This is a genomic window from Candidatus Chlorohelix sp., from assembly GCF_037138995.1.
Taxonomy (GTDB): Bacteria; Chloroflexota; Chloroflexia; order Chloroheliales; family Chloroheliaceae; genus Chlorohelix.
On sequence record NZ_JBAXHI010000019.1, the window covers coordinates 1 to 19,289 of the forward strand.

A 19,289-nucleotide genomic window follows, 5' to 3' on the forward strand; every position below is an offset into this window, starting at 1 on the left:
GTCGCTGCGGCTTTTTCGTTTTATAGCTCCTTCCTCTTTCTCCACTCCCACGATGAAGCCCCCATTTTTGGCTCAATATGAGCGAAGATAAAATTCAGGTTCTATTGTATCTTGCCCCAAAGAGATCGACTCAGCGCTTTGTAGGCTTTAAATGGAGGAGCAACTCAGGTTTTTCTCCTAGATAAGAATGCGGCGGAGTTGAGCCGCCTGATTTGAATTGTCAGCCTATCACACCAATCCCAGCAATGCGGACTTTTGATGGTTCTAAAACATCCTGAAATATTTTTACACAACAATCCAACCGAACTGGAAGCTAGTCAGAGGGTAAGAAAGTGGTATGTAAGTTTGCACGCTAGAACTAGTCAGGAAGTGGATTGTTGGGATATATTTCAAACTCTACTGAAGAGTTGGAGAGCGGTGTAATGCGCTTTGAATACTGCAAAATAAAGCGGAGGGTTGTAAAATGAGATGGATATTTTGCCCACTATAATTTGAGCCTTAATGCCTGTTAATTGGCGCACAATTTGTTGGAATAGAGGATGCTATGAGCAATTTTAATATAAATCGCTATATTGAACTCAATCGGGAAGATTGGAATCGGGAGACGGAACGTTACCAAGAGCAACACAAGGATAATTTGGTGGGCGCAAATGGTCTGTGGGGTCCTATATTTGGCGTGCCAAGAGAGAGCGAACTCCAGATATTGGGAGATGTGGTCGGTAAAGAGGCGCTTGAGCTAGGCTGTGGGGGTGGGCAATGGTCGGCGAGACTGGCAAAACAGGGCGCACGTGTTATTGGGCAAGACATTAGTGATAATCAGGTAGAATTTGCGCGACACGCCTTCAATAGGCTTGAAATACCTGAAAATGCAAAGCTGGAATTTGTACAGGGCAATGCAGAAGATTTAAGCGAATGGCAGAACGAATCCTTTGATATTGTTTTCAGCAATTTCGGAGCAGTTGGTTTTGTAGATATAGAGCGTAGTTTCAAAGAGGTGGGGCGCGTACTAAAAAAGGGTGGGCTTTTTGCTTTTAGCTGGGTCAACCCCCTTTTCGATTGTTTTGCCGATGAGGGTGAAAACCAACTTGAGATTGTGCGTAGCTATTTTGACCGCAGCCCCATGACCGCTGAAAGTGGCTGGAAAGATGGGGTTCACACGCTTTATGTGCAGTTTCATCATACCTATGGCGATTGGCAACGTGCTATCAATGCCGCGGATTTGCTTTTAACAGATATTATTGAGCTTGAGCCGCAACGTGAACGTTGGAGAGAGAGTACATGGTCTAATGTGCCTTGGTATAAGGTTTCGATGATACCTTCCACTACAATCTGGCGTGCTAGAAAACCAAAAGTACCCTTGAGCGTAATCTTTTAATTTCAAGCTACCTCCTATCTATTTCACCTTACATAAGCGTAGCAAATCAGGTAGGCAAAGTTCTCCCTGTATCAAAAATAGGGCTAACTGCTATTGGCTTATTATGCTATAATTTAAAGGTCATTAAAAAGCATGGATTTTAAGGAGCTTTTATCGCGGTGTCCGAAGAAAATAATAACAAACCTCATCCAACCTTGCCTCATGCTATTGAACCTATAACTATGCCTCCGCCCATTTCTGAAGCGGGGGCTGAGCCTTATAATTATCACACTTCTGCCGGTGACGCTTCTATTGAAGCGGGGGATGGTCAGTTAGTTTCTGAGGAAAAACAAATCCTTACTGCTACTTCAGCAAGCGCGGTATCTGCTAAACTGCATAAATCTTTCTGGAGAGAGGTGCTGGAAACTGTTATTCTGACAATACTAATTTTCTTTCTAGCGCAATCTCTTATTCAGCCTTTTCGGATACAGGGCAGTAGTATGGAGCCAACTTTTCATACCGACCAATTATTGATGGTCAATAAGGCAGCATATTTCCATTTTGATGTTAGCCCATGGCTACGCTTGATTCCGGGGGTTAAGGCGGAAGGTTCGAGCAATTGGTGGGTCTTTGGTGGCCCAAAACGTGGGGATGTAGTGGTTTTTGAATACCCTCGCGACCCTAGTCAGGATTATATAAAACGAGTTATAGGTTTTCCGGGTGAAAAAATAGAAGTGCGTGCCGGTGTGGTATATGTAAATGACCAGCCTTTAGTAGAACCTTATATAAAGGATGCAGCGCTTTCTCCCTATGGACCAATGGTTGTGCCTGATGGGACTTTTTTTGTACTTGGTGATAATCGAAACGGTAGTAGTGATTCGCGAGCATGGGGTTTTCTGCCGATTGATCGGATAATCGGAAAAGCTATGATTGCTTATTGGCCCTTCGGTAAAGGTTGGGGCTTGGTAAATGAAGTTGGTTATAAGTAATATTACTCTGAGAGATTTTTCCACAGCATTTAAAACATGCTATACTACGGGATAAGAAAGCCTCGCTCAGGGTTTTCGGTTCTAGCTTTTTCAGGGAGAGCCATCATGATTGAAGCCAAAATTCTTAGCATAAGAATGAGTCTTGTGACTCAGCATAGAGTTGTCATCCTCAAGGAAGTTAATGCCGAGCGTTATCTACCAATCTGGATTGGCGCTTATGAAGCGGATGCAATTGCAGTTGAGTTGCAGGATGTATCTGTTTCACGTCCTTTAACCCACGACCTGTTACGTTCTGTTATTGGTGAGCTTGGCGCAAAAGTTACCAGTATTCTAATCAACGATTTGCACGATGATACTTTCTATGCGCGTATCATTATGGATGTAGGCGGGCGGCATGTTGAGGTCGATTCTCGCCCCAGCGATGCGCTGGCTCTAGCAGTGCGGGTTGGCTCTCAAATTTATGTTGATGAAGTGGTGATGAATAAAGCCGGCGTATTGCTAGACGGGCAGGGTAAAGAACAGACTAAAGTTGAAAATCCTAAAGCCGATAAGGTGGACGATGAAAAACTGGCGGTCTTCCGTGATTTCATAAACAGCCTTGACCTTGATGATTTAGGCAAGGGCAAGGACGAGTAGTCCTGTTAGTTGAATCCTGAAATTCTATCTTTTTTTCGGGGTGAACTCTGTTTCACCCTCTTTTTTTGAAATTTTCTCAACGAGGAGATGTTTATATGACCAATGCACAGCCTGATTTGAGTGATCGAAAAACCCGTCTGAAATATAAGATGGAGGAAGCCCGCCGCGAGTTGGTGGATACTATCAAGAACCTGACCGATGCCCAACTCAATTTGCCTAGCGTTAATCCCGGTTGGACTATTTACGATATGATTTGCCATATTTGTGGGGCAGAACCCGGCATGGAAATTATTGCACAGCGCATACTGGCGGGTGAGCAAACAATGGTCGAGGGTTTTGATATAAATCGGTTTAATGCTGGACAAGTGAAAAAGCGGCAGGGCAAGGTTGTTGTAGAGATGATAGAAGAACTAAACCAGAGCCGCATCCGTATGTTGGCGTTGTTGGATAGGGCTACCGATGAACAGTTGAATTTGCGCGGGCAGCACCCTGCCGCCGGTGAAATTGACCTATACGGGTTGTATGTGGTGATTTATCGGCACGAGCGCGAGCATACTGAGAATATCAAGGAGGCGTTGGTTGCTTCCGGAAAATAATGGATGAGCGGAACTGAAGCTATAAATATCGCCGATTTCGAGTATCACTTACCGTTTGAACTCATCGCACAACAGGCTGCCGAGCCTCGCGATAGTTCGCGCTTGATGCTACTAAACCGCCGGGAGCAGCAAATTGGGCATCTTCCGGCTTTTCGCGATATTGTGGATTATCTCAAGCCCGGTGATGCGTTGGTGGTGAATGAGAGCAAGGTTATACCGGCGCGGTTGTTTGGGCGCAAAGCGGCAAGCGGCGGTCAAATCGAGCTTTTGTTGCTGCGCCCTGCCGACCATTGCCCGAATATTCTCGAAGCGGTCATCTGGGAAACGCTGGTGCGTCCCGGCAGAGGGGCGCGTGTAGGGGCAATTTTTGTTTTCGGCGAGGGGCAATTTGAAGCGGAGGTGTTGGAAATAACCCCTACCGGCGAACGGATAATACGGTTTAACGAACCGCCCCTACCCTTCTTGAACAAATTCGGGCAACTGCCGTTACCGCCCTATATTCATGCCCAACCTGCCGACCCCAATCGTTACCAGACGGTGTATGCTACCGCACCGGGTAGCGCGGCTGCCCCTACCGCCGGGTTGCATTTTACCCCCCAATTACTTGAGCGACTTGCCAATAAAGGAGTCAGTTTTGAGCGCGTGTTGCTGCATGTTGGTTTGGATACCTTCCAACCCGTCAAGGAGGAGAACGCGCTAGAACATAAAATGCACAGTGAATGGTGTCAGCTTGAAGCCGAAGTGGCGGAGCGGTTGAATCAGGTCAGGGCGCAGGGTGGGCGCATAATTGCGGTTGGCACTACCACCGTTCGCACTCTTGAAACCGCCTTTGACCAGAATAGCGGCAAGTTGGCAAGCTATTCAGGCGACACCCGGATTTATCTCTATCCCGGCAAGCAGTTGCGCTCGATTGATGCGCTGGTGACTAATTTCCATCTGCCTCGCAGCACCTTGCTATTGCTGGTGAGCGCATTCGCCGGACGCGAGTTTATGCTGAAGGCTTACAATGAGGCGGTGAGGTTGAGCTATCGCTTTTTCAGTTTTGGAGATGCTATGCTGATACTATAGGTTGAGGATGAGCCAAATTTTAAGCGGAAAAACAATTTTTATCACGGGCGGCACTCGCGGCATCGGCAAAGCTATTGCGCTAATGGCGGCGCAGCAAGGCGCACAGATAGCAATTACCTATCGCGACCCTGCTAAAATGCGCCGCGCTATGCAAGCTAAACATGAGTTGGAAAAGAGCGGGGCGCAAGTCTTATTATTACAACTTGACATAACCGATGGGAGTCGAATTAGTCACTGTCTGCAAGAAACCAAACAAGCTTTCGGGAAAATAGACGGGCTGATATTGAACGCGGCGGGGGGGCTTGAAGCAGACAAAGATGCAAACTACGCGATGCGCTTTAACCGCGATGCGAATCTATGGCTGTTGAATGGGGCGCGAGAAATGGGCTTGTTGGGTAAGAGGGCGTGGGCAATTTTCATTACCAGTACATGGGCGCATGATTATCCGAAGATTGAGCCACCATCGTTTTATCTGTCGGTAGCAATCACCAAACGCGCCGCCGAAGATGCTTTGCTGTCGCTTGTTCCAGAATTGGCGCAAAGCGGGGTGGGGATGGGCGTGGTGGTTGCACCTTTAGTCAGTGATACCGGCGCATTTGCGGTGATAAAGTTGCGCCATCGTGAGGTTCTGTCGCAAGAAACCGAAGAAGGGCGCATGATTTCGCCGGAGACGGTGGCAGAAGCGACTCTTTCATTTCTGAAAAAGCCGGAAGTAGAATCTGGGCATATTATTTATCTTTAGGATGGGGGCAAAGTGGCGGTCGAGTACGAAGAACTGAAACGTTCAGCTAATAGCGCGGCAAGGGCGGGCATTTTGCATACCCTTCATGGCGATATTCCAACGCCCGTATTTATGCCGGTGGGTACGCAAGCAACCGTTAAAACTCTCAGTAACGCCAATCTTTATGAACTGGATGCGAAGATTATTCTGGGTAATACTTACCACCTGTATCTGCGTCCCGGTCATGAGTTGATTCGCGAGATGGGCGGTCTGCACCGTTTCATGAACTGGAAACGCCCCATTTTAACCGATAGCGGCGGTTTTCAGGTGTTCAGCCTTGGACCACTCCGTAAGATTGATGAGGAAGGCGTGACCTTCAAGTCGCACATTGACGGCAGTAGCCATCGCTTTACCCCCGAAGTGGTGATGAATATCGAGCGTGACATCGGCGCAGATATTATCATGGCTTTTGACGAGTGCGCCCCCTATCCGAGTAACCCGGAATATACCCGCGCTGCTATGGAGCGTACTCATCGTTGGGCGGCGCGTTGCTTGGAAGAATATCATCGCAACGGCACACCCGCTACACAAGCGTTGTTCGGAATTGTGCAGGGCGGTTTTTACCACGAACTGCGCCATGAAAGCGCACGCTACTTGACGCAAGAACTGGATTTTCCGGGCTATGCGCTTGGGGGTTTAAGCGTGGGCGAACCAAAGGAAATCTTCTATGAAATGATGGCTTCTACTGCGCCGCTCATGCCTCGCCACAAACCGCTTTATGTTATGGGCGTGGGTTCGCCTGAAGATTTGCTGGAAGGTATTTTGCATGGGGTGGATATGTTCGATTGCGTGCTGCCAACTCGCATTGCCCGGAATGGCGCATGTATTGTGAAGGACGGGCGTTTGAACCTGCGAAATGCGGGTAACTCTCGCGATGAACGCCCCATTCAGGAGGGCTGCGGTTGCTATACTTGCCAGAATCACAGTCGTGCCTATTTGCGACACCTCTTTCGCTGCGAGGAGGTTTTGGGCTTACAGTTGGCAACCATCCATAATGTTCATTTTCTGGTGGATATGATGCAACAGGCGCGTGAGTCTATTTTTGCAGACCGCTTTGAGGACTTCCGTGAACAATTTCTGGCAAATTTCCGCATCATTCCGCATGAGATTCGTGAGAAGAACCGTGAGGCGCGTGCTGCCAGCCATAAAAAGAAGAATTAATCTCGCCATAGCTCTTAGAACTAGTTAGGGTGTTTGTGCTATTATATGCCTTGAAAATTCCAACTTTGTTATTGAAAAACTTGCAAGATAATAAATGAGCTTACGTCTTCAAAAATTACTACCCTTTGCCATATTTTTATTCAGCTTCCTAACGCTACTTATACCTTTTCAAATGCCCTATACTTACTCCCTCCAGATTGGCGACCTTCAGGACGAGTGGCAGGTTATACAGGGCTTTGGTGAGCGCGAGAATAACGAGAATTTCTCGTTTCGCTGGACTATTGACGAAAAAGCTGAACTAAGGCTGCCAGACGTTGGTTCGCCCAGTCGTATCGGATTGGTTGGAGTCGCACCTCGCCCCGACAATTCCCAGCCCAAAACCACTATTTCTGCCGAAGGGGTAATTACTTCATTCCTGTTTGCCCCTACTGCTGCCAGCTTACCACCAGACTCTAAAGGTCGCCTTACCTTCGAGGCTTCCGGCGCAAGCCCGGCTTTCCGTCTTTTGCCTCAGCAAGTATATATAGCCAGTCCCCTGTTTCAGCCTAAAAATGACCCTCGTTCGTTGGGAATTGTGGTCAGTCTGGTTTATGTAAAAACCACTCCTAACAGTTTTGGTTTGGTACTTCCACCGCTTTCACTATGGCTAGGTTGGAGTTTGTTGGTAACGCTTGTTTTCATAAACCTTAGCTACACTCCACAAAAGGGCAAAAGCTTTTCGGCTCAATTTCTGAGACAATATAGCTTTACCGCCTTGGCATTAATGGCTGGTATCTTGGGGCGCATTTTGCTACCCACCCCCTACTTAGTGTACGGGGCGAACCTTGCTTGGGGAGCTTTGCTGCCGTTGCTCTTCCTGTCCCTTTCGCGTTGGTCGCTACTAGGGAGAATCTTCCTGTTTCAACGCCCTGCTTGGGGCTTACTAGCGTTGCAACTATTCGGAGTAACGCTGGCTTTCTACAATCTGGTGGGGGCGGTATTTGTAGGCGCGTTGCTGGCGGTTTCTGGACTTATCCTGCTGAGCTATGCTTGGAAAGGGCGCTTTAGTGGGAATCTGGAGAACTGTAGTTTGCTGGTTTCAGGCAGCGTAGCTTCCGGTTGGGGCTTCTGGCAAGGTCGAATTCCCTACGAGCAAGATACTATAATATTTCATCTCTATTGGGTAAACGAACTTGATAGGCTTATCAAGTTGGGTAACCTCTACCCCCGTTGGTCGCCTATTTTCAATTACCAACTAGGCGGCTCTATTTTCAACTTTTACCCACCATTTGGGCGCTACCTTACGGAAGCCTTTCATTTACTGGGTATGACTGTCAACAACAGCACAATGGCGACTCAGTTCGCAATTATAGTGGCTGGAATCTTTGGGGCATATTTTCTGTGTGTGGAAATAATCAAAGATAAACAGGCTGCGTTACTTGGCGCTTTTATATATTGCTATTTTCCTTACCGCCTTGCCGATATGTACACGGGAGGGACGCTGGCTTTCCAGTTAGCCGGAGCAGTGACTCCTTACATACTCTGGCTGATGCTACTGCTTGTCCGACATCCCACAAAGCAACGCTACTGGTTTTGGCTAGGTTTTAGCGCAGCCCTGCTGGCGCTAAGTAATGTGCCTGCCGTTCTGTGCTTTGCCCCCATAGCAGTTATCTTTCTGGTGGGCTTGCTCGGTTTGCAATGGAAGCATGACAAACTGGTAGTTCGCCAAACCCTGCTAGGTCTGATGGTAGCAGGTGCAGTTGCTTTTGGCTTAAGCGCGTTTTATTTGATACCCACCGCTGTTGAAAACGGCTTGCTCAGCCAAGATTTGAACCAGAATAACCTTGCGGAAACAGGCGCACACTTCAACTTCTTTTCAGATTCTTCCGAAAGTTTCGCCCTATGGCGACCTATCAAAATTTACATAGATGATTTTCGAGTATTTGGCACCTTGCATTTCTGGCTTGGGGGAGTAGGCTTGTTATTCCTTCTTACCTCTCGCCGGGTTAATCGCCCTCTAGTGATTTTGCTTGCTTCCATTACCGCTTTCGTCATTTTCCTGCAATACCCGCCCTCTAAATTTATCTGGCAGCTTTATCCATTAAGCTCAACTGTACAATATGCCAGCCGCCTGATGTATGCTTTGGCAGCGTTGCTGGCTCCTCTTATCGCTGGATTAGCGATTCGTCGTAAAACCCTGCCGGGTCGTCTATTAACGCTTATCAGTTCTCTGCTGGCGGTGGTTCTGACGCTATATGCCTGTTTCTACAGTTTTAACCCCACTTACCTGCCTTTCAAATTTGATGGCGCGATTAGCGTGAAAATCTTGACCGAGCAGGTGAGAAGTGCTGACCCCATGTATCTACCGAAAGGCTGGAGCAATCTTCGTAATTTCGACCATTATCGCACCCCACAATTTGATGACCAACGCCCTTCTAGTCCAGCCGATACGCTCTCTTGGAATATCACCGGAAGTGATAGCTATCAGTTGGAGGCAACCCTAAGTAAACCCGGAAGCGTGACCGTACCATTAATTTTTTATCCGGGCTGGTGGTTTGCAAAGGATGTGCAGGGGCAAACTTATTCTGTGACTCAGGGTGTGGAAGCTCCTTTTGTGCAGCTTAATCTTCCCGCCGGAGTCCAGCGGATTACAGTTAAGTTGCAGGATACCCCTGACCGTTTAGTCGGAAATTGGCTCACTATGTTAACGTTGGCGGGAGTTGGCGGCTATAGCCTTTATCGCTGGCTTAGAGGTAAACGCCCACGCCTAATGTCTGCGCCGGAACCTACTGTAATCCAGAACTGATTCCCCGAAAACGCTTAGACCCCATAGATAGGCTGTGCCGCCTGTTTTTTTATAATTACGGCGTGGGCTATGGTAAAATAGGGCGAGTTTGGAAAATTTCAGGTAATTTTCAGTAAGAAAGTAGAATTAAAAAAATGAAGGGTGATTATAATAAAGCCGGATTTGAAACTCGCGCTATCCATGCCGGGCAACCTGCCGACCCTCAAACCGGAGCGGTATCCGTGCCAATTTATCAAACTTCTACCTATGCACAGGAAGAAGTTGGCAAGCATAAAGGCTACGAATATTCGCGCACCCATAATCCCACCCGTACCGCACTGGAATTGTGCGTTGCTTCGCTGGAGGGCGGAGAGAACGCGCATGCCCTTGCCTTTGCCAGCGGTTTGGGCGCAGAGACAACTCTGTTGCTTAGTTTGCGCTCCGGCGACCATGTTTTGCTCAGCGATGACGTTTATGGTGGCACTTACCGTCTATTTGCGCGGGTTTTAAGCCAACATGGTATCCAATTCGACCTTGCCGACCTGACCGACCTTGAACGTGCTGCAGGGAAGATGCGTAGTGCCACTAAATTGGTTTGGCTGGAAACGCCAACCAACCCATGGCTCAAGGTTATAGACATTGCTTCGGTGGCGGAGATGGCGCATAACGCCGGTTCGTTGCTGGTGGTGGATAACACCTTCGCTTCGCCTTATTTGCAACGCCCTTTGGAATTTGGCGCGGACGTAGTTTTACATAGCAGCACCAAGTATTTAGGCGGACATAGTGATGCGGTGGGCGGTTTGCTGGTAATGCACGATAAGGAATTGCGTGACCGCATCGCCTTTTTCCAAAATGCGGCAGGAGCGGTGCCGGGTCCCTTCGATAGTTGGCTGATTATGCGAGGCATCAAAACGCTGCCGATACGCATGCGGGCGCATCAAGAAAACGCGCTGGCGATTGGTCATTTCTTGGAACAGCACCCAAAAGTTGAACAAGTAATGTATCCGGGCTTGCCTAGCCATCCACAGCACGAACTGGCGAAACGGCAAATGGACGGCTTTGGCGGGATGCTCTCCTTTAGCGCGAAGGGTGGAGAGGCGGAGGCGCGTGCTATCGTAGCGCGTACCAAAATCTTTACGCTGGCGGAAAGCCTCGGTGGAGTGGAATCCTTGATAGAGCATCCCGGCGCAATGACCCATGCGAGCTTGGCTGGCAGCCCCATTGAGATGAACCCGGCGTTGGTGCGGCTATCAGTGGGCATTGAATCTACCGAAGATTTGCTGAGCGACCTTGAACAGGCGTTGGGCTAATTCGCGAAGATGGCGGCAAACACTAAGGATGCTGAAATAGAAATGAAGCAAACTGGAAGGCAAATATACCAAACGGTAATGCCTATATTGTGGTTGTTGGCATTTATGGCTTTGCTTGCGCTTGCTACACTTCGCCCGGAACTAGAAGTATCTTTGCTGGGCAATGGTTCAAAAGATAACTTGCAAGGTTTAAATCGTTTTGTGCTAATCGAGCGTACCGGCTTTTCTTCTTTGCAAAGTGACGAATCCAGTGGAAAGACATTCCAGCGCATAGCCATTGATACTCCTGCCACCGTTCGCCTTGCCGCTTTCAGCTATCATCCGGTTAGACTCAAGCTTGGTTATCAGGGCGGTTCTTTACAGGTTAAAGCAAATGGACAATCACTTTCCACGTTACCGGTTACTGCCGCTTTTAAGGAATATCAATTGGAATTTACGCCCGCTAGTTTGGATAACGACGGCGGGCTTTTTATTGTTTTGAGTTTTACTGGAGCGGCTCAAATTTCCAATGCTACCCTCGATTTTTCCAATCAGTGGCAACCGTTCTTGTCAGATTCGACTTATTTATCGGCATTAGTGTGCGGTTTATTGGTCGTATTGTTGGTTTTTAGCTTATTGCCGCATCGATTAAAAACCCCTATAGCCGGTATCTTTATGTTGGCGATAGGGTTGAGCTTGTCGGGTATAAGTTTTACTCTTGCCGGACAGACGCTGACGGCAGGATTTAGCGGCGAATTAAATGCTGGGGTGTTTTGGCTTCTAATTGTTTCTGCTCTGTATCTGGCAATGTTTGGGCTAATCCACAGTTTAGTCACTGCCCCTGTTCTGTGGAATAATGGGGATTCGGTAGCGCTGTATCCAATTTTAAAAACTCGCTGGGATAATTTGCAGATATACAAGCCTACTGCTGCTGCCACTCTTGTATTAATTGCTGCCAATACCGGGTTAATGATATTACTCTATAGTGTTCCGCTGGTTACTAACGGGGGTTGGGCTGAGTTAGCGCGTTATTGGGATGGTCCCGGTTATTTATTAGCTGCAAAAACATTCTACGACCCTCACGATTCTATGCTGGCATTGCCCGGTTTCTCCAAATATTCCAACATTTATTGGTCGGCACATTTTCCCGGTTATGTGTTGCTCATCCGGGCATTATCCCCGTTATTCGGCTATATCGCCCCGATGTTTATAATCAACTATGTGGCGACCATTATTTTTGGCGTAACTCTCTATCGCTTACTAAAAGATTTCGGCTATTCTACCAAACCGTTATGGTTGTCGGTGTTGTTTCTTTTCTTGCCGTTGCGCTGGTTGCTATACCATAGCGTGGGGGCGAGCGAAGGCATGGCGTTGATGTTCATTGTTCTGTCTTTCTATGCTTTCAAAAAGCGGCAATGGTGGTGGGCAGGGCTATGGGGAGCGGGTCTGGTGGTGACTCGCGCCAATGGAATTTTTATGCTGGGCGGATACGGGTTATACTTGTTGTGGGAAGCCCGTATAGGGCTTAAAATGGCACAGCCTAAACCCGTATTGGCACGAATTTCAGGCTTTATTGTGGCGATAAACTGGCGAGCAGTGGCGGGCTTATCGCTGATGCCGCTGGCATTGGTGGCGGTTTTCAGCTTATACGCCTCGCGTTATGGCGATTTCTTTGCTTATATAAAAATCCCGGAAGACGTGAAGCATGTTTACCCCATTCCATTACTCTCGTTGGCTGTCACAGCCTCGCGCAGCGAAGGAAATTTCTATTATTATATAATCGAAGCAGCGGGTTTAGCGCTTCTCTGGAGACGCAAGCTGTACGACCTATTTTGGCTTGGTCTGGTGTTTTTCGTGCCAACTTTATTTATGTTACACGATGATATTTTGCGCTACTCCCTTCCGGCTTTTCCTTTTGTGCTAATAGCTCCTTATGCGCGTGTGTTGGAGTCAAAAATTGCCTACTATATCGCTCCTGTGGCGTTGTTGGGAGTGTTAATATATAGTTGGACACAATTGGGTTTTAACAAATTGGAAGGGGAAAATTGGCAGCAGATGTTGGAGTTATTGAAATAAACAATGAGTAAATTATCAGATATTTATTGGAAAACACGCGAGAAAAGCGGCATTATGTGGCGGCGCAGCGTGGGGCGTGTGGTGGATTGGCCACCATCGCCGGGTCGCTTTGTGGTTGGGAACGCGGAAAGCGCTGTGGCAGTTTGCACGCTTAGTAGCACAGCGTTGATTGATCAACTGAACCCGCATTATGCTGCTATAATCGGGCGAGTTTATACCCCAAATCTGGGTATAGAGCGCATGATTATCAATGTGGTTTCTAACCCCCGTTTGCGCTATCTGGTGCTGTGTGGGCGCGAGTCGCCCGTGTTCAAGGTAGGTGAGGCAACAATAAAAATATTCGAGAATGGGCTAGACGAGCATGGCAAAATTATCGGGGCGAGTGGCGCAATGGCAGAACTTCCCAACTTGTCGCCTGAAATGCTGGAAACTTTCCGCAATCAATTCAAACTGATTAACCTAATTGACGAGGTGAACCCGAAGAAGGTGGACAAGGTACTTGCCGAATATTTCGCGCTTAACGCTCCCCCTTATGCCCCGCAAGGTCTTTTCGTGCGCCCTGATAATGAGAACAGCTATATCACCATGCAAGCGCACCGCCGCCAATGGCTTGAATTTGACCCCTCCGGCTATTTCTTTATCCATATAGATTGGGAGCAGCACGAACTGGCGTTGGAGCGTTATACTACCGATAAGCGACTAACTCATGTTATTCGGGGGCGTGCTGCCGATGTGCTGTACCACACCGTAATTGCAGAGAAGCTACTCTCTCAGATGGAGCATGCCGCTTATCTGGGTGCCGAACTGGCAAAAGCCGAAACCGCCCTATACAATGGGCTGAACTACGAGCAGGACAAGAAAATCAGGGTGGCTGACCGCGCTAGTGCGGCGGAAAGGCTTGAGGATGGCGGTAATCAATCCAGCTAAGCCTTTGAATATCGGGTTCGATGCCCGCATGGTTTTTTACCGTCAGGCAGGTATTGGACAATATATCCTGAACTTGCTGCGGGAAATGGCACAGTTGCGTGACCCGCGTTTTCACCTGACCGTGTACCAGAGCCGCAAGGAGAAATCCCCACCGCAGCAATGGCTCGGCTATGAAATGCACTCGCGGAAGTTGTGGACACCCCCGCACCACCGCTATGAGCAATATGCGCTACCCTTTGAAATTGCGCTGGGTAGCCCACAGGTTTTGCATAGCCCAGATTTTATCCAACCCTTTTTTCGTCCGATTCGGCGCGGAATCCTTCCTGCGCGTGCCGCTTCTGTTATTACCATCCACGACCTAGCGTTTAAGCAATTCCCGCATCTACTAACCGAAGAAAGCGCCCGTTATTATGGGCAGGTCGAGCGTGCCGCCCAAAACGCACAGCGTATCATTGCGGTATCGCAAAACACCGCAAAGGATGTGATAAACTATCTGAAAGCCTCGACTGAAAAGGTGCGAGTGGTGTACGAGGCTGCCCACCCGCTGTATTGCCCCCTTACTCCCCCTGAAATGGAAAAACTCGGCAAATACGGGGCGCATGTTGTTGCCGAAAAGCTACGCAATAAGGGCGTGCGTGAGGATGAACAATTCATCTTGTTTGTCAGTACCATCGAACCGCGCAAAAATCTGCCCACTCTGTTACAGGCATATCGGGGCATAGTGGATCAATTGGGTGAGAACGCGCCGCGCTTGGCGCTGGCAGGGCGCGAGGGTTGGCTGTTCCGCGACATTTATCATGAGGCTTTGGATTTGGGGCTTGGGGACAAACTTATTTGGTTGGGGGGCGTTTCAACCGAAGAGCTTTTGTGGTTGTATAATAGAGCGGCTTGTCTGGCAATGCCTAGCCTATATGAAGGCTTTGGGTTACCGCCTCTCGAAGCGTTGGCTTGCGGAACTCCGGCGTTGGTGGCGGATACCAGTAGCTTGCCGGAAGTGGTAGGAGCAGCGGGTGTAATTTTGCCGTCCCAAGAACCGCTCGTTTGGAAAGATGCCTTGCTGGAATTGTGGCAAAATCGGGTGCTACGCAAGCGAGAAACTCTGGAAAAAGGCGCGGCGCAGGCAGCCCGCTTTTCATGGCGCAAAGCGGCTCAAGAAACCCTTGAAATTTATCTGGAAGCGTACAAAACATGAAACTGGTGGTAGGGCTGGGCAATCCCGGCTTTCAATACGAAAAGAACCGTCATAACGTAGGCTTTCAATGCCTTGATTTTTTTGCTGTCCAGCATAGTATTAGATTTGATAAAAAGAGTATGCATGCCTTCTGGACTAAAACTAGTATCGGGGGTCAAGAGGTGGCTCTGGTAAAGCCTCAAACCTTCATGAACCTGAGCGGAACCAGCGTGCTACAACTTGCGAACTTCTACAAGATAAACCCACGAGAGGATTTATTGGCTATATCGGATGACCTTGACCTACCCACAGGGAAAATCCGATTGCGTACCAACGGTAGTAGCGGTGGTCAAAATGGCTTGAAGAATATCTTTGAAGTGTTTGGTACTCAGGAAATCCAGCGCATGCGAATAGGTATCGGACGACCACATTACGGCAAGCCCCATGATTATGTTCTGAACGATTTTTCCGCTGAACAGGTTCCTATAATTACCGATGCGTTGGAGAAAGCTTCTGAAGCCATCGAAACATGGATAACACAAGGAATCGCCAAAGCTATGAATCTTTATAATAACTTGCCATAAAGACCTTGAAGCCAACCGAAAGTATTTTAATTGTTGCAGTTCCATTTGAATAATGTCCTGTACGCAATGATTTATTGCTAAGTATGAATTGGACGGCATAAATTATAACAGGTAATATTTATGTGCGGAAATCATTTTTATAATACGGGGAAATCATTTTCAAATGTCGATTTGTGAAGCGTTCTTGTTCACTAGAATAGATACACAACATAAAGCGGTTTCGCAAAGCACAATTTTATGGGTGTTGGGCGGTTCTACGGTAGCAGTATTTTCAAATATGTATGCTACGCAGCCGATATTACCGATTATCGGTGAAGAATTTGGCTTGAAGCCTAGCGAAGCAGGTATGACTGTTAGTGCATTGGTACTAGCGGTAGGTTGTAGCGCGGTATTTTTCGGATTCCTGATAGATCGTTTTGGACCTCGCCGAGTGATGGTAGCAAGTACGCTGGCATTGGTCTTTCCTACCTTGATGTGTGCCGTTTCGCCTTTTTTCCAATTCCTATTGCTGTCCCGTGTCGCACAAGGACTCTTAATTCCGGGTTTTATTGCCGGGGTACTTGCCTATATTCACGAGGAATTTTCCAGTAGGCGCGGAATGGCAATCGGTTGGTACACCGCCTCAACTATCTTTGGGGGCTTTTCAGGGCGCGTAATTGGCGGGTTGCTGACCGAATTTGTAAACTGGAGAACCGCATTTGTAGGGTTTGCTCTTTTTAATCTGGTAGCCTATTTGATAATGCGCCGCTACCTGCCAGAATCGCATCATTCCTCGCGCAATGCTACCAATCGCAGCAAAGGACACAGCTTAAACAGTTTTATTATTGCCTTCAAAAATCGCAATCTGGTGGGCGCATTTCTGGTAGGTCCTGCAATATTTTTCCCTTTTATCGGCTTGTTTACCTACTTGCCTTATTATCTTACCAAACCTCCTTTCAATCTCTCCACCTTGTTGGTTAGCTTTATCTTCGTGGTGTATCTAATCGGCACTTTTTCCGCGCCCATCGCAGGCAGATTAAGCGATAGGTATAGCCGCCGGGCGGTTATAGGGATAGGGTTATTGATAATGATGTTTGGTATTGCCCTAACCCTGACTCCATGGCTGTTATCGGTTTTCGCGGGGTTGCTATTTTTATGTTTCGGTATGTTCACGGTGCAATCCACTACCAACGCTTATGTTGGCGACAATATTCAGGAAAATCAGGGGCGCGGTAGTGCGGTAGCGCTCTATCAGATGTTTTTCTATCTGGGCGGTACTATTGGCGGCATTGTTCCCGGTTTGTTATGGCAGAGTGGCGGTTGGCTACCCTTAATATGTGGATGTCTTGCCGCGTTGGTTGCCGGATTCCTCGCTGTCGTGTGGGTTTGCCGTTAACACGAATTTGCTTTGTTTGCGCTTTATTATAGGGTAGTTGCAAAATCAGAAAATTGTTTTTGTAGCCACACTTCCCAAAACCCCTTCTTTGTATTGAGCAATGCCATTCCTGCAACCGCCCTGACCGCCTAATTCCCTTATTTTCATTAATTTGAATTTTGCTATAATATGTAAAGTAGAATTTATTCACCTACCCTACCTTTTTACGCTTCTGGAAAGGGCGATACTGGATATGCCTCGCAAAGTAATATTATTAACCTTATCAATAATTCTATCAGGAATTTTTATAACTAGCTTTGCCAGTGGCGGTTTGAAATTACCCGAAGCAGGCGCTGCTACCGACCAAAATGCCGAATTATTTGGGCTGGTAGGGCGTGACCCGTGGTACGAGTGGAATACTAACCCCAACTCTCCTAATACTATGAACTATGAGTTTATGGATAATATGGCTCGCCAAATGGCGTTAATGGGCGTGCGGTGGGTGCGTATAGAATTTCGTGCCGATGTTGCAGGAGGGATACGCGGAGGCGTTTTTAATTATCAGAAATATGATGATTTTATCTTCAATATTGCGCCTCGCTACCATTTAAAGATACTGGCATTATTGGGGGCGGATACTATTACCAGTAAGAGCGCCAGTGACCCTGATTTATTTTATCCGCGTCTGAATGACCCTGCCGACCGTTCTGACCGTACTAACAATTGGATTAGGGTTTTTGCAGCACGCGCCAAAGAAATAACAGACCATTACGGTGATGCAGTACAGGCTTATGAAATATTGAATGAGCCAAATATATGGTACGGTATTGCTGCAAATCCCGATAGTATTGGCGCGTTGATGTCCTATACTTATCGAACTCTCAAGCCTGACCATCCCAATTCGCGTTTTATTACTGGCGCGGTGATTGCTCCCGGTGCGCCCGGTTCTGACCCGCTCGGCTATTTGAGCGCGATTTATCGCTCTCCGGCGGTACAGGATTATAATTATAGCAAGCAATATGCGAATAATAACCCTTTCCCGTGGGATGGAATCGGCTGGCACCCCTATTTTCTGGAAAATGTAAATGCTTCTATTGCCAGCACTAGAGATGCGGCAGCGCGTATGCGACAGGCGGGTGATAATTTCAGCAAGTTGTGGATTACGGAGGTAGGGCGACCTGCTCAGCTAAATGCTAACGGTTGTGGGGCTACCGCCGAAGAAGCAGACCAATCGGATTTCTTGACGCGCTATTACAGTACGATATTGGCAAATGACTTGGATAAAGTTCAAACTATCTTTTGGTTTAAATATGAGGATTTCTATGAAGGCGATACAACACATGCGTGGGGTCTGGTAAAGCTGGATACGGATAATAAAAATGGGTATAAAGTGAGCGGTAGGGCTGTATATTTGAAAGCGGGTTATTATGCCTACCAAAATTTAGCTAACCCTGACCCCGGCATTCTCGGCTTACCAATTGATAAGGTCGCCCCTCCCGCCAATCAGTATTCGCCCTCTAACCCGGATGGCTCATTCTATTTTTCTGAAACAGGTCATACTTTGAGCGGCGCTTTCTTGAAATACTGGATAAAATACGGCGGGTTGGATTTGTTCGGCTTTCCGCTCACCGAACCGTTTCAAGAAGAGAGCCGAACTGACGGCAAGAAATATCTGGTTCAATATTTCCAGCGGGAACGCTTTGAATATCATCCCGAATTTACCGGAACACCCTACGAGGTTTTGTTAGGGTTGTTGGGTAATGACATATTAGCTTCGGCTTGCCGCTCTTTCCCCCGCGCCGCTGCTCCAACAATCCCGCTACCCGCAGACCGTTTTTATTTTCCTGAAACGGGACACTATCTGGGCTTTGGGTTTAAGGGTTACTGGCAGCAACACGGCGGTCTTTCAATTTTTGGCTATCCGGTGAGTGAGGCATTCTCTGAAGCTGGTACTGATGGTAAAAGCTATGTGGTGCAATATTTCCAGAGAGCGCGTTTTGAATACCACCCGGAATTTACCGGAACGAAATATGAGGTGCAACTTGGCTTGTTAGGTTTCCAGATACTCAGGCAACGGGGGTGGGTACATTAGCTTTCCAGCGCAGCAACATTATGTCGTTCTGATTCTTCAAATGTCGCGCTGAACCATGCTTCTAGAATTTCTTTTGCTATTTGCTCAGAAACCAAGCGCAAACTAAGCGCCAGTACATTTGCATCGTTCCATTTGCGTGCGCCCTCTGCTGTTGCGGGGTCGGTGCAAAGCGCGGCGCGTACCCCCGGCACTTTGTTGGCAGCAATGCTCACGCCTGTGCCAGTCCAACAACATGCTATACCTTGCTGATAAATGCCTTTTGCCACGCCTTCGCCCACTCTCTTGCCTACTTCAGCCCATTGTTGAGCGTGTTCCTCCGGGCTACCGTCAGGATTAAGCGTACCAATCGGGTGAACCTCATGCCCTCTTTTTTGCAACTCTTCTATCAGGAAATCGGTCAGATGGGAACGCTCGTCACTGCCAATAATTAGTTTCAATATTTGCCTC

General features: G+C 47.9%; 16 protein-coding genes. 15 read left to right on the forward strand and 1 reads right to left on the reverse strand.

Going from position 1 to position 19,289, the window contains the following annotated elements; genetic code table 11:
• The first annotated feature begins 544 nt into the window (after window positions 1–544).
• The 15 genes from WCK19_RS10280 (at window position 545) to WCK19_RS10350 (ending at window position 18,842) form a co-directional block, all read left to right on the forward strand.
• Window positions 545–1,375, forward strand: a complete 831-nt coding sequence (locus WCK19_RS10280; RefSeq protein WP_342397285.1) for a class I SAM-dependent methyltransferase — start codon at window positions 545–547, stop codon at window positions 1,373–1,375.
• A 158-nt stretch (window positions 1,376–1,533) separates the two neighbouring features.
• Window positions 1,534–2,343: a signal peptidase I gene (gene lepB, locus WCK19_RS10285; RefSeq protein ID WP_342397286.1), complete on the forward strand. Its 810-nt coding sequence runs from the start codon at window positions 1,534–1,536 to the stop codon at window positions 2,341–2,343.
• A gap of 105 nt (window positions 2,344–2,448) precedes the next feature.
• A complete protein-coding gene (locus tag WCK19_RS10290; protein ID WP_342397287.1) occupies window positions 2,449–2,979 on the forward strand; it encodes a bifunctional nuclease family protein in 531 nt (176 codons plus the stop codon).
• 95 nt (window positions 2,980–3,074) lie between these two features.
• The gene (locus tag WCK19_RS10295; RefSeq protein ID WP_342397288.1) at window positions 3,075–3,575 is read left to right on the forward strand and encodes a DinB family protein; all 501 of its coding nucleotides are present in this window, start codon (window positions 3,075–3,077) and stop codon (window positions 3,573–3,575) included.
• A gap of 3 nt (window positions 3,576–3,578) precedes the next feature.
• Entirely contained in the window at window positions 3,579–4,643 is a 1,065-nt protein-coding gene (gene queA, locus WCK19_RS10300) for a tRNA preQ1(34) S-adenosylmethionine ribosyltransferase-isomerase QueA (protein WP_342397289.1), read from the forward strand.
• 7 nt (window positions 4,644–4,650) lie between these two features.
• Window positions 4,651–5,385 (forward strand): SDR family NAD(P)-dependent oxidoreductase, encoded by a 735-nt coding sequence (locus tag WCK19_RS10305; protein ID WP_342397290.1) that lies wholly within the window; start codon window positions 4,651–4,653, stop codon window positions 5,383–5,385.
• Window positions 5,386–5,397: 12 nt separating this feature from the next.
• Window positions 5,398–6,585: a tRNA guanosine(34) transglycosylase Tgt gene (gene tgt, locus WCK19_RS10310; RefSeq protein WP_342397291.1), complete on the forward strand. Its 1,188-nt coding sequence runs from the start codon at window positions 5,398–5,400 to the stop codon at window positions 6,583–6,585.
• Window positions 6,586–6,679: 94 nt separating this feature from the next.
• Window positions 6,680–9,370 (forward strand): hypothetical protein, encoded by a 2,691-nt coding sequence (locus WCK19_RS10315; protein ID WP_342397292.1) that lies wholly within the window; start codon window positions 6,680–6,682, stop codon window positions 9,368–9,370.
• Between the two features lie 134 nt (window positions 9,371–9,504).
• The gene (locus tag WCK19_RS10320; RefSeq protein WP_342397293.1) at window positions 9,505–10,659 is read left to right on the forward strand and encodes a cystathionine gamma-synthase; all 1,155 of its coding nucleotides are present in this window, start codon (window positions 9,505–9,507) and stop codon (window positions 10,657–10,659) included.
• Window positions 10,660–10,701: 42 nt separating this feature from the next.
• Window positions 10,702–12,714: a hypothetical protein gene (locus WCK19_RS10325; RefSeq protein WP_342397294.1), complete on the forward strand. Its 2,013-nt coding sequence runs from the start codon at window positions 10,702–10,704 to the stop codon at window positions 12,712–12,714.
• A gap of 3 nt (window positions 12,715–12,717) precedes the next feature.
• Window positions 12,718–13,641, forward strand: coding sequence for a hypothetical protein (locus WCK19_RS10330; protein ID WP_342397295.1), 924 nt, complete (start codon window positions 12,718–12,720; stop codon window positions 13,639–13,641).
• Window positions 13,619–14,833, forward strand: a complete 1,215-nt coding sequence (locus WCK19_RS10335; protein ID WP_342397296.1) for a glycosyltransferase family 1 protein — start codon at window positions 13,619–13,621, stop codon at window positions 14,831–14,833. Before WCK19_RS10330 ends, WCK19_RS10335 begins: the two co-directional genes overlap by 23 nt.
• A complete protein-coding gene (gene pth / locus WCK19_RS10340) occupies window positions 14,830–15,396 on the forward strand; it encodes an aminoacyl-tRNA hydrolase (protein ID WP_342397297.1) in 567 nt (188 codons plus the stop codon). Before WCK19_RS10335 ends, pth begins: the two co-directional genes overlap by 4 nt.
• A gap of 163 nt (window positions 15,397–15,559) precedes the next feature.
• Window positions 15,560–16,771: an MFS transporter gene (locus WCK19_RS10345; protein ID WP_342397298.1), complete on the forward strand. Its 1,212-nt coding sequence runs from the start codon at window positions 15,560–15,562 to the stop codon at window positions 16,769–16,771.
• Between the two features lie 232 nt (window positions 16,772–17,003).
• Window positions 17,004–18,842: a hypothetical protein gene (locus tag WCK19_RS10350; RefSeq protein ID WP_342397299.1), complete on the forward strand. Its 1,839-nt coding sequence runs from the start codon at window positions 17,004–17,006 to the stop codon at window positions 18,840–18,842.
• On the opposite strand, the gene WCK19_RS10355 is transcribed toward WCK19_RS10350, so the two are convergent.
• Window positions 18,839–19,279 (reverse strand): RpiB/LacA/LacB family sugar-phosphate isomerase, encoded by a 441-nt coding sequence (locus WCK19_RS10355; protein WP_342397300.1) that lies wholly within the window; start codon window positions 19,277–19,279, stop codon window positions 18,839–18,841. The genes WCK19_RS10350 and WCK19_RS10355 overlap by 4 nt on opposite strands.
• Window positions 19,280–19,289: the final 10 nt, after the last annotated feature.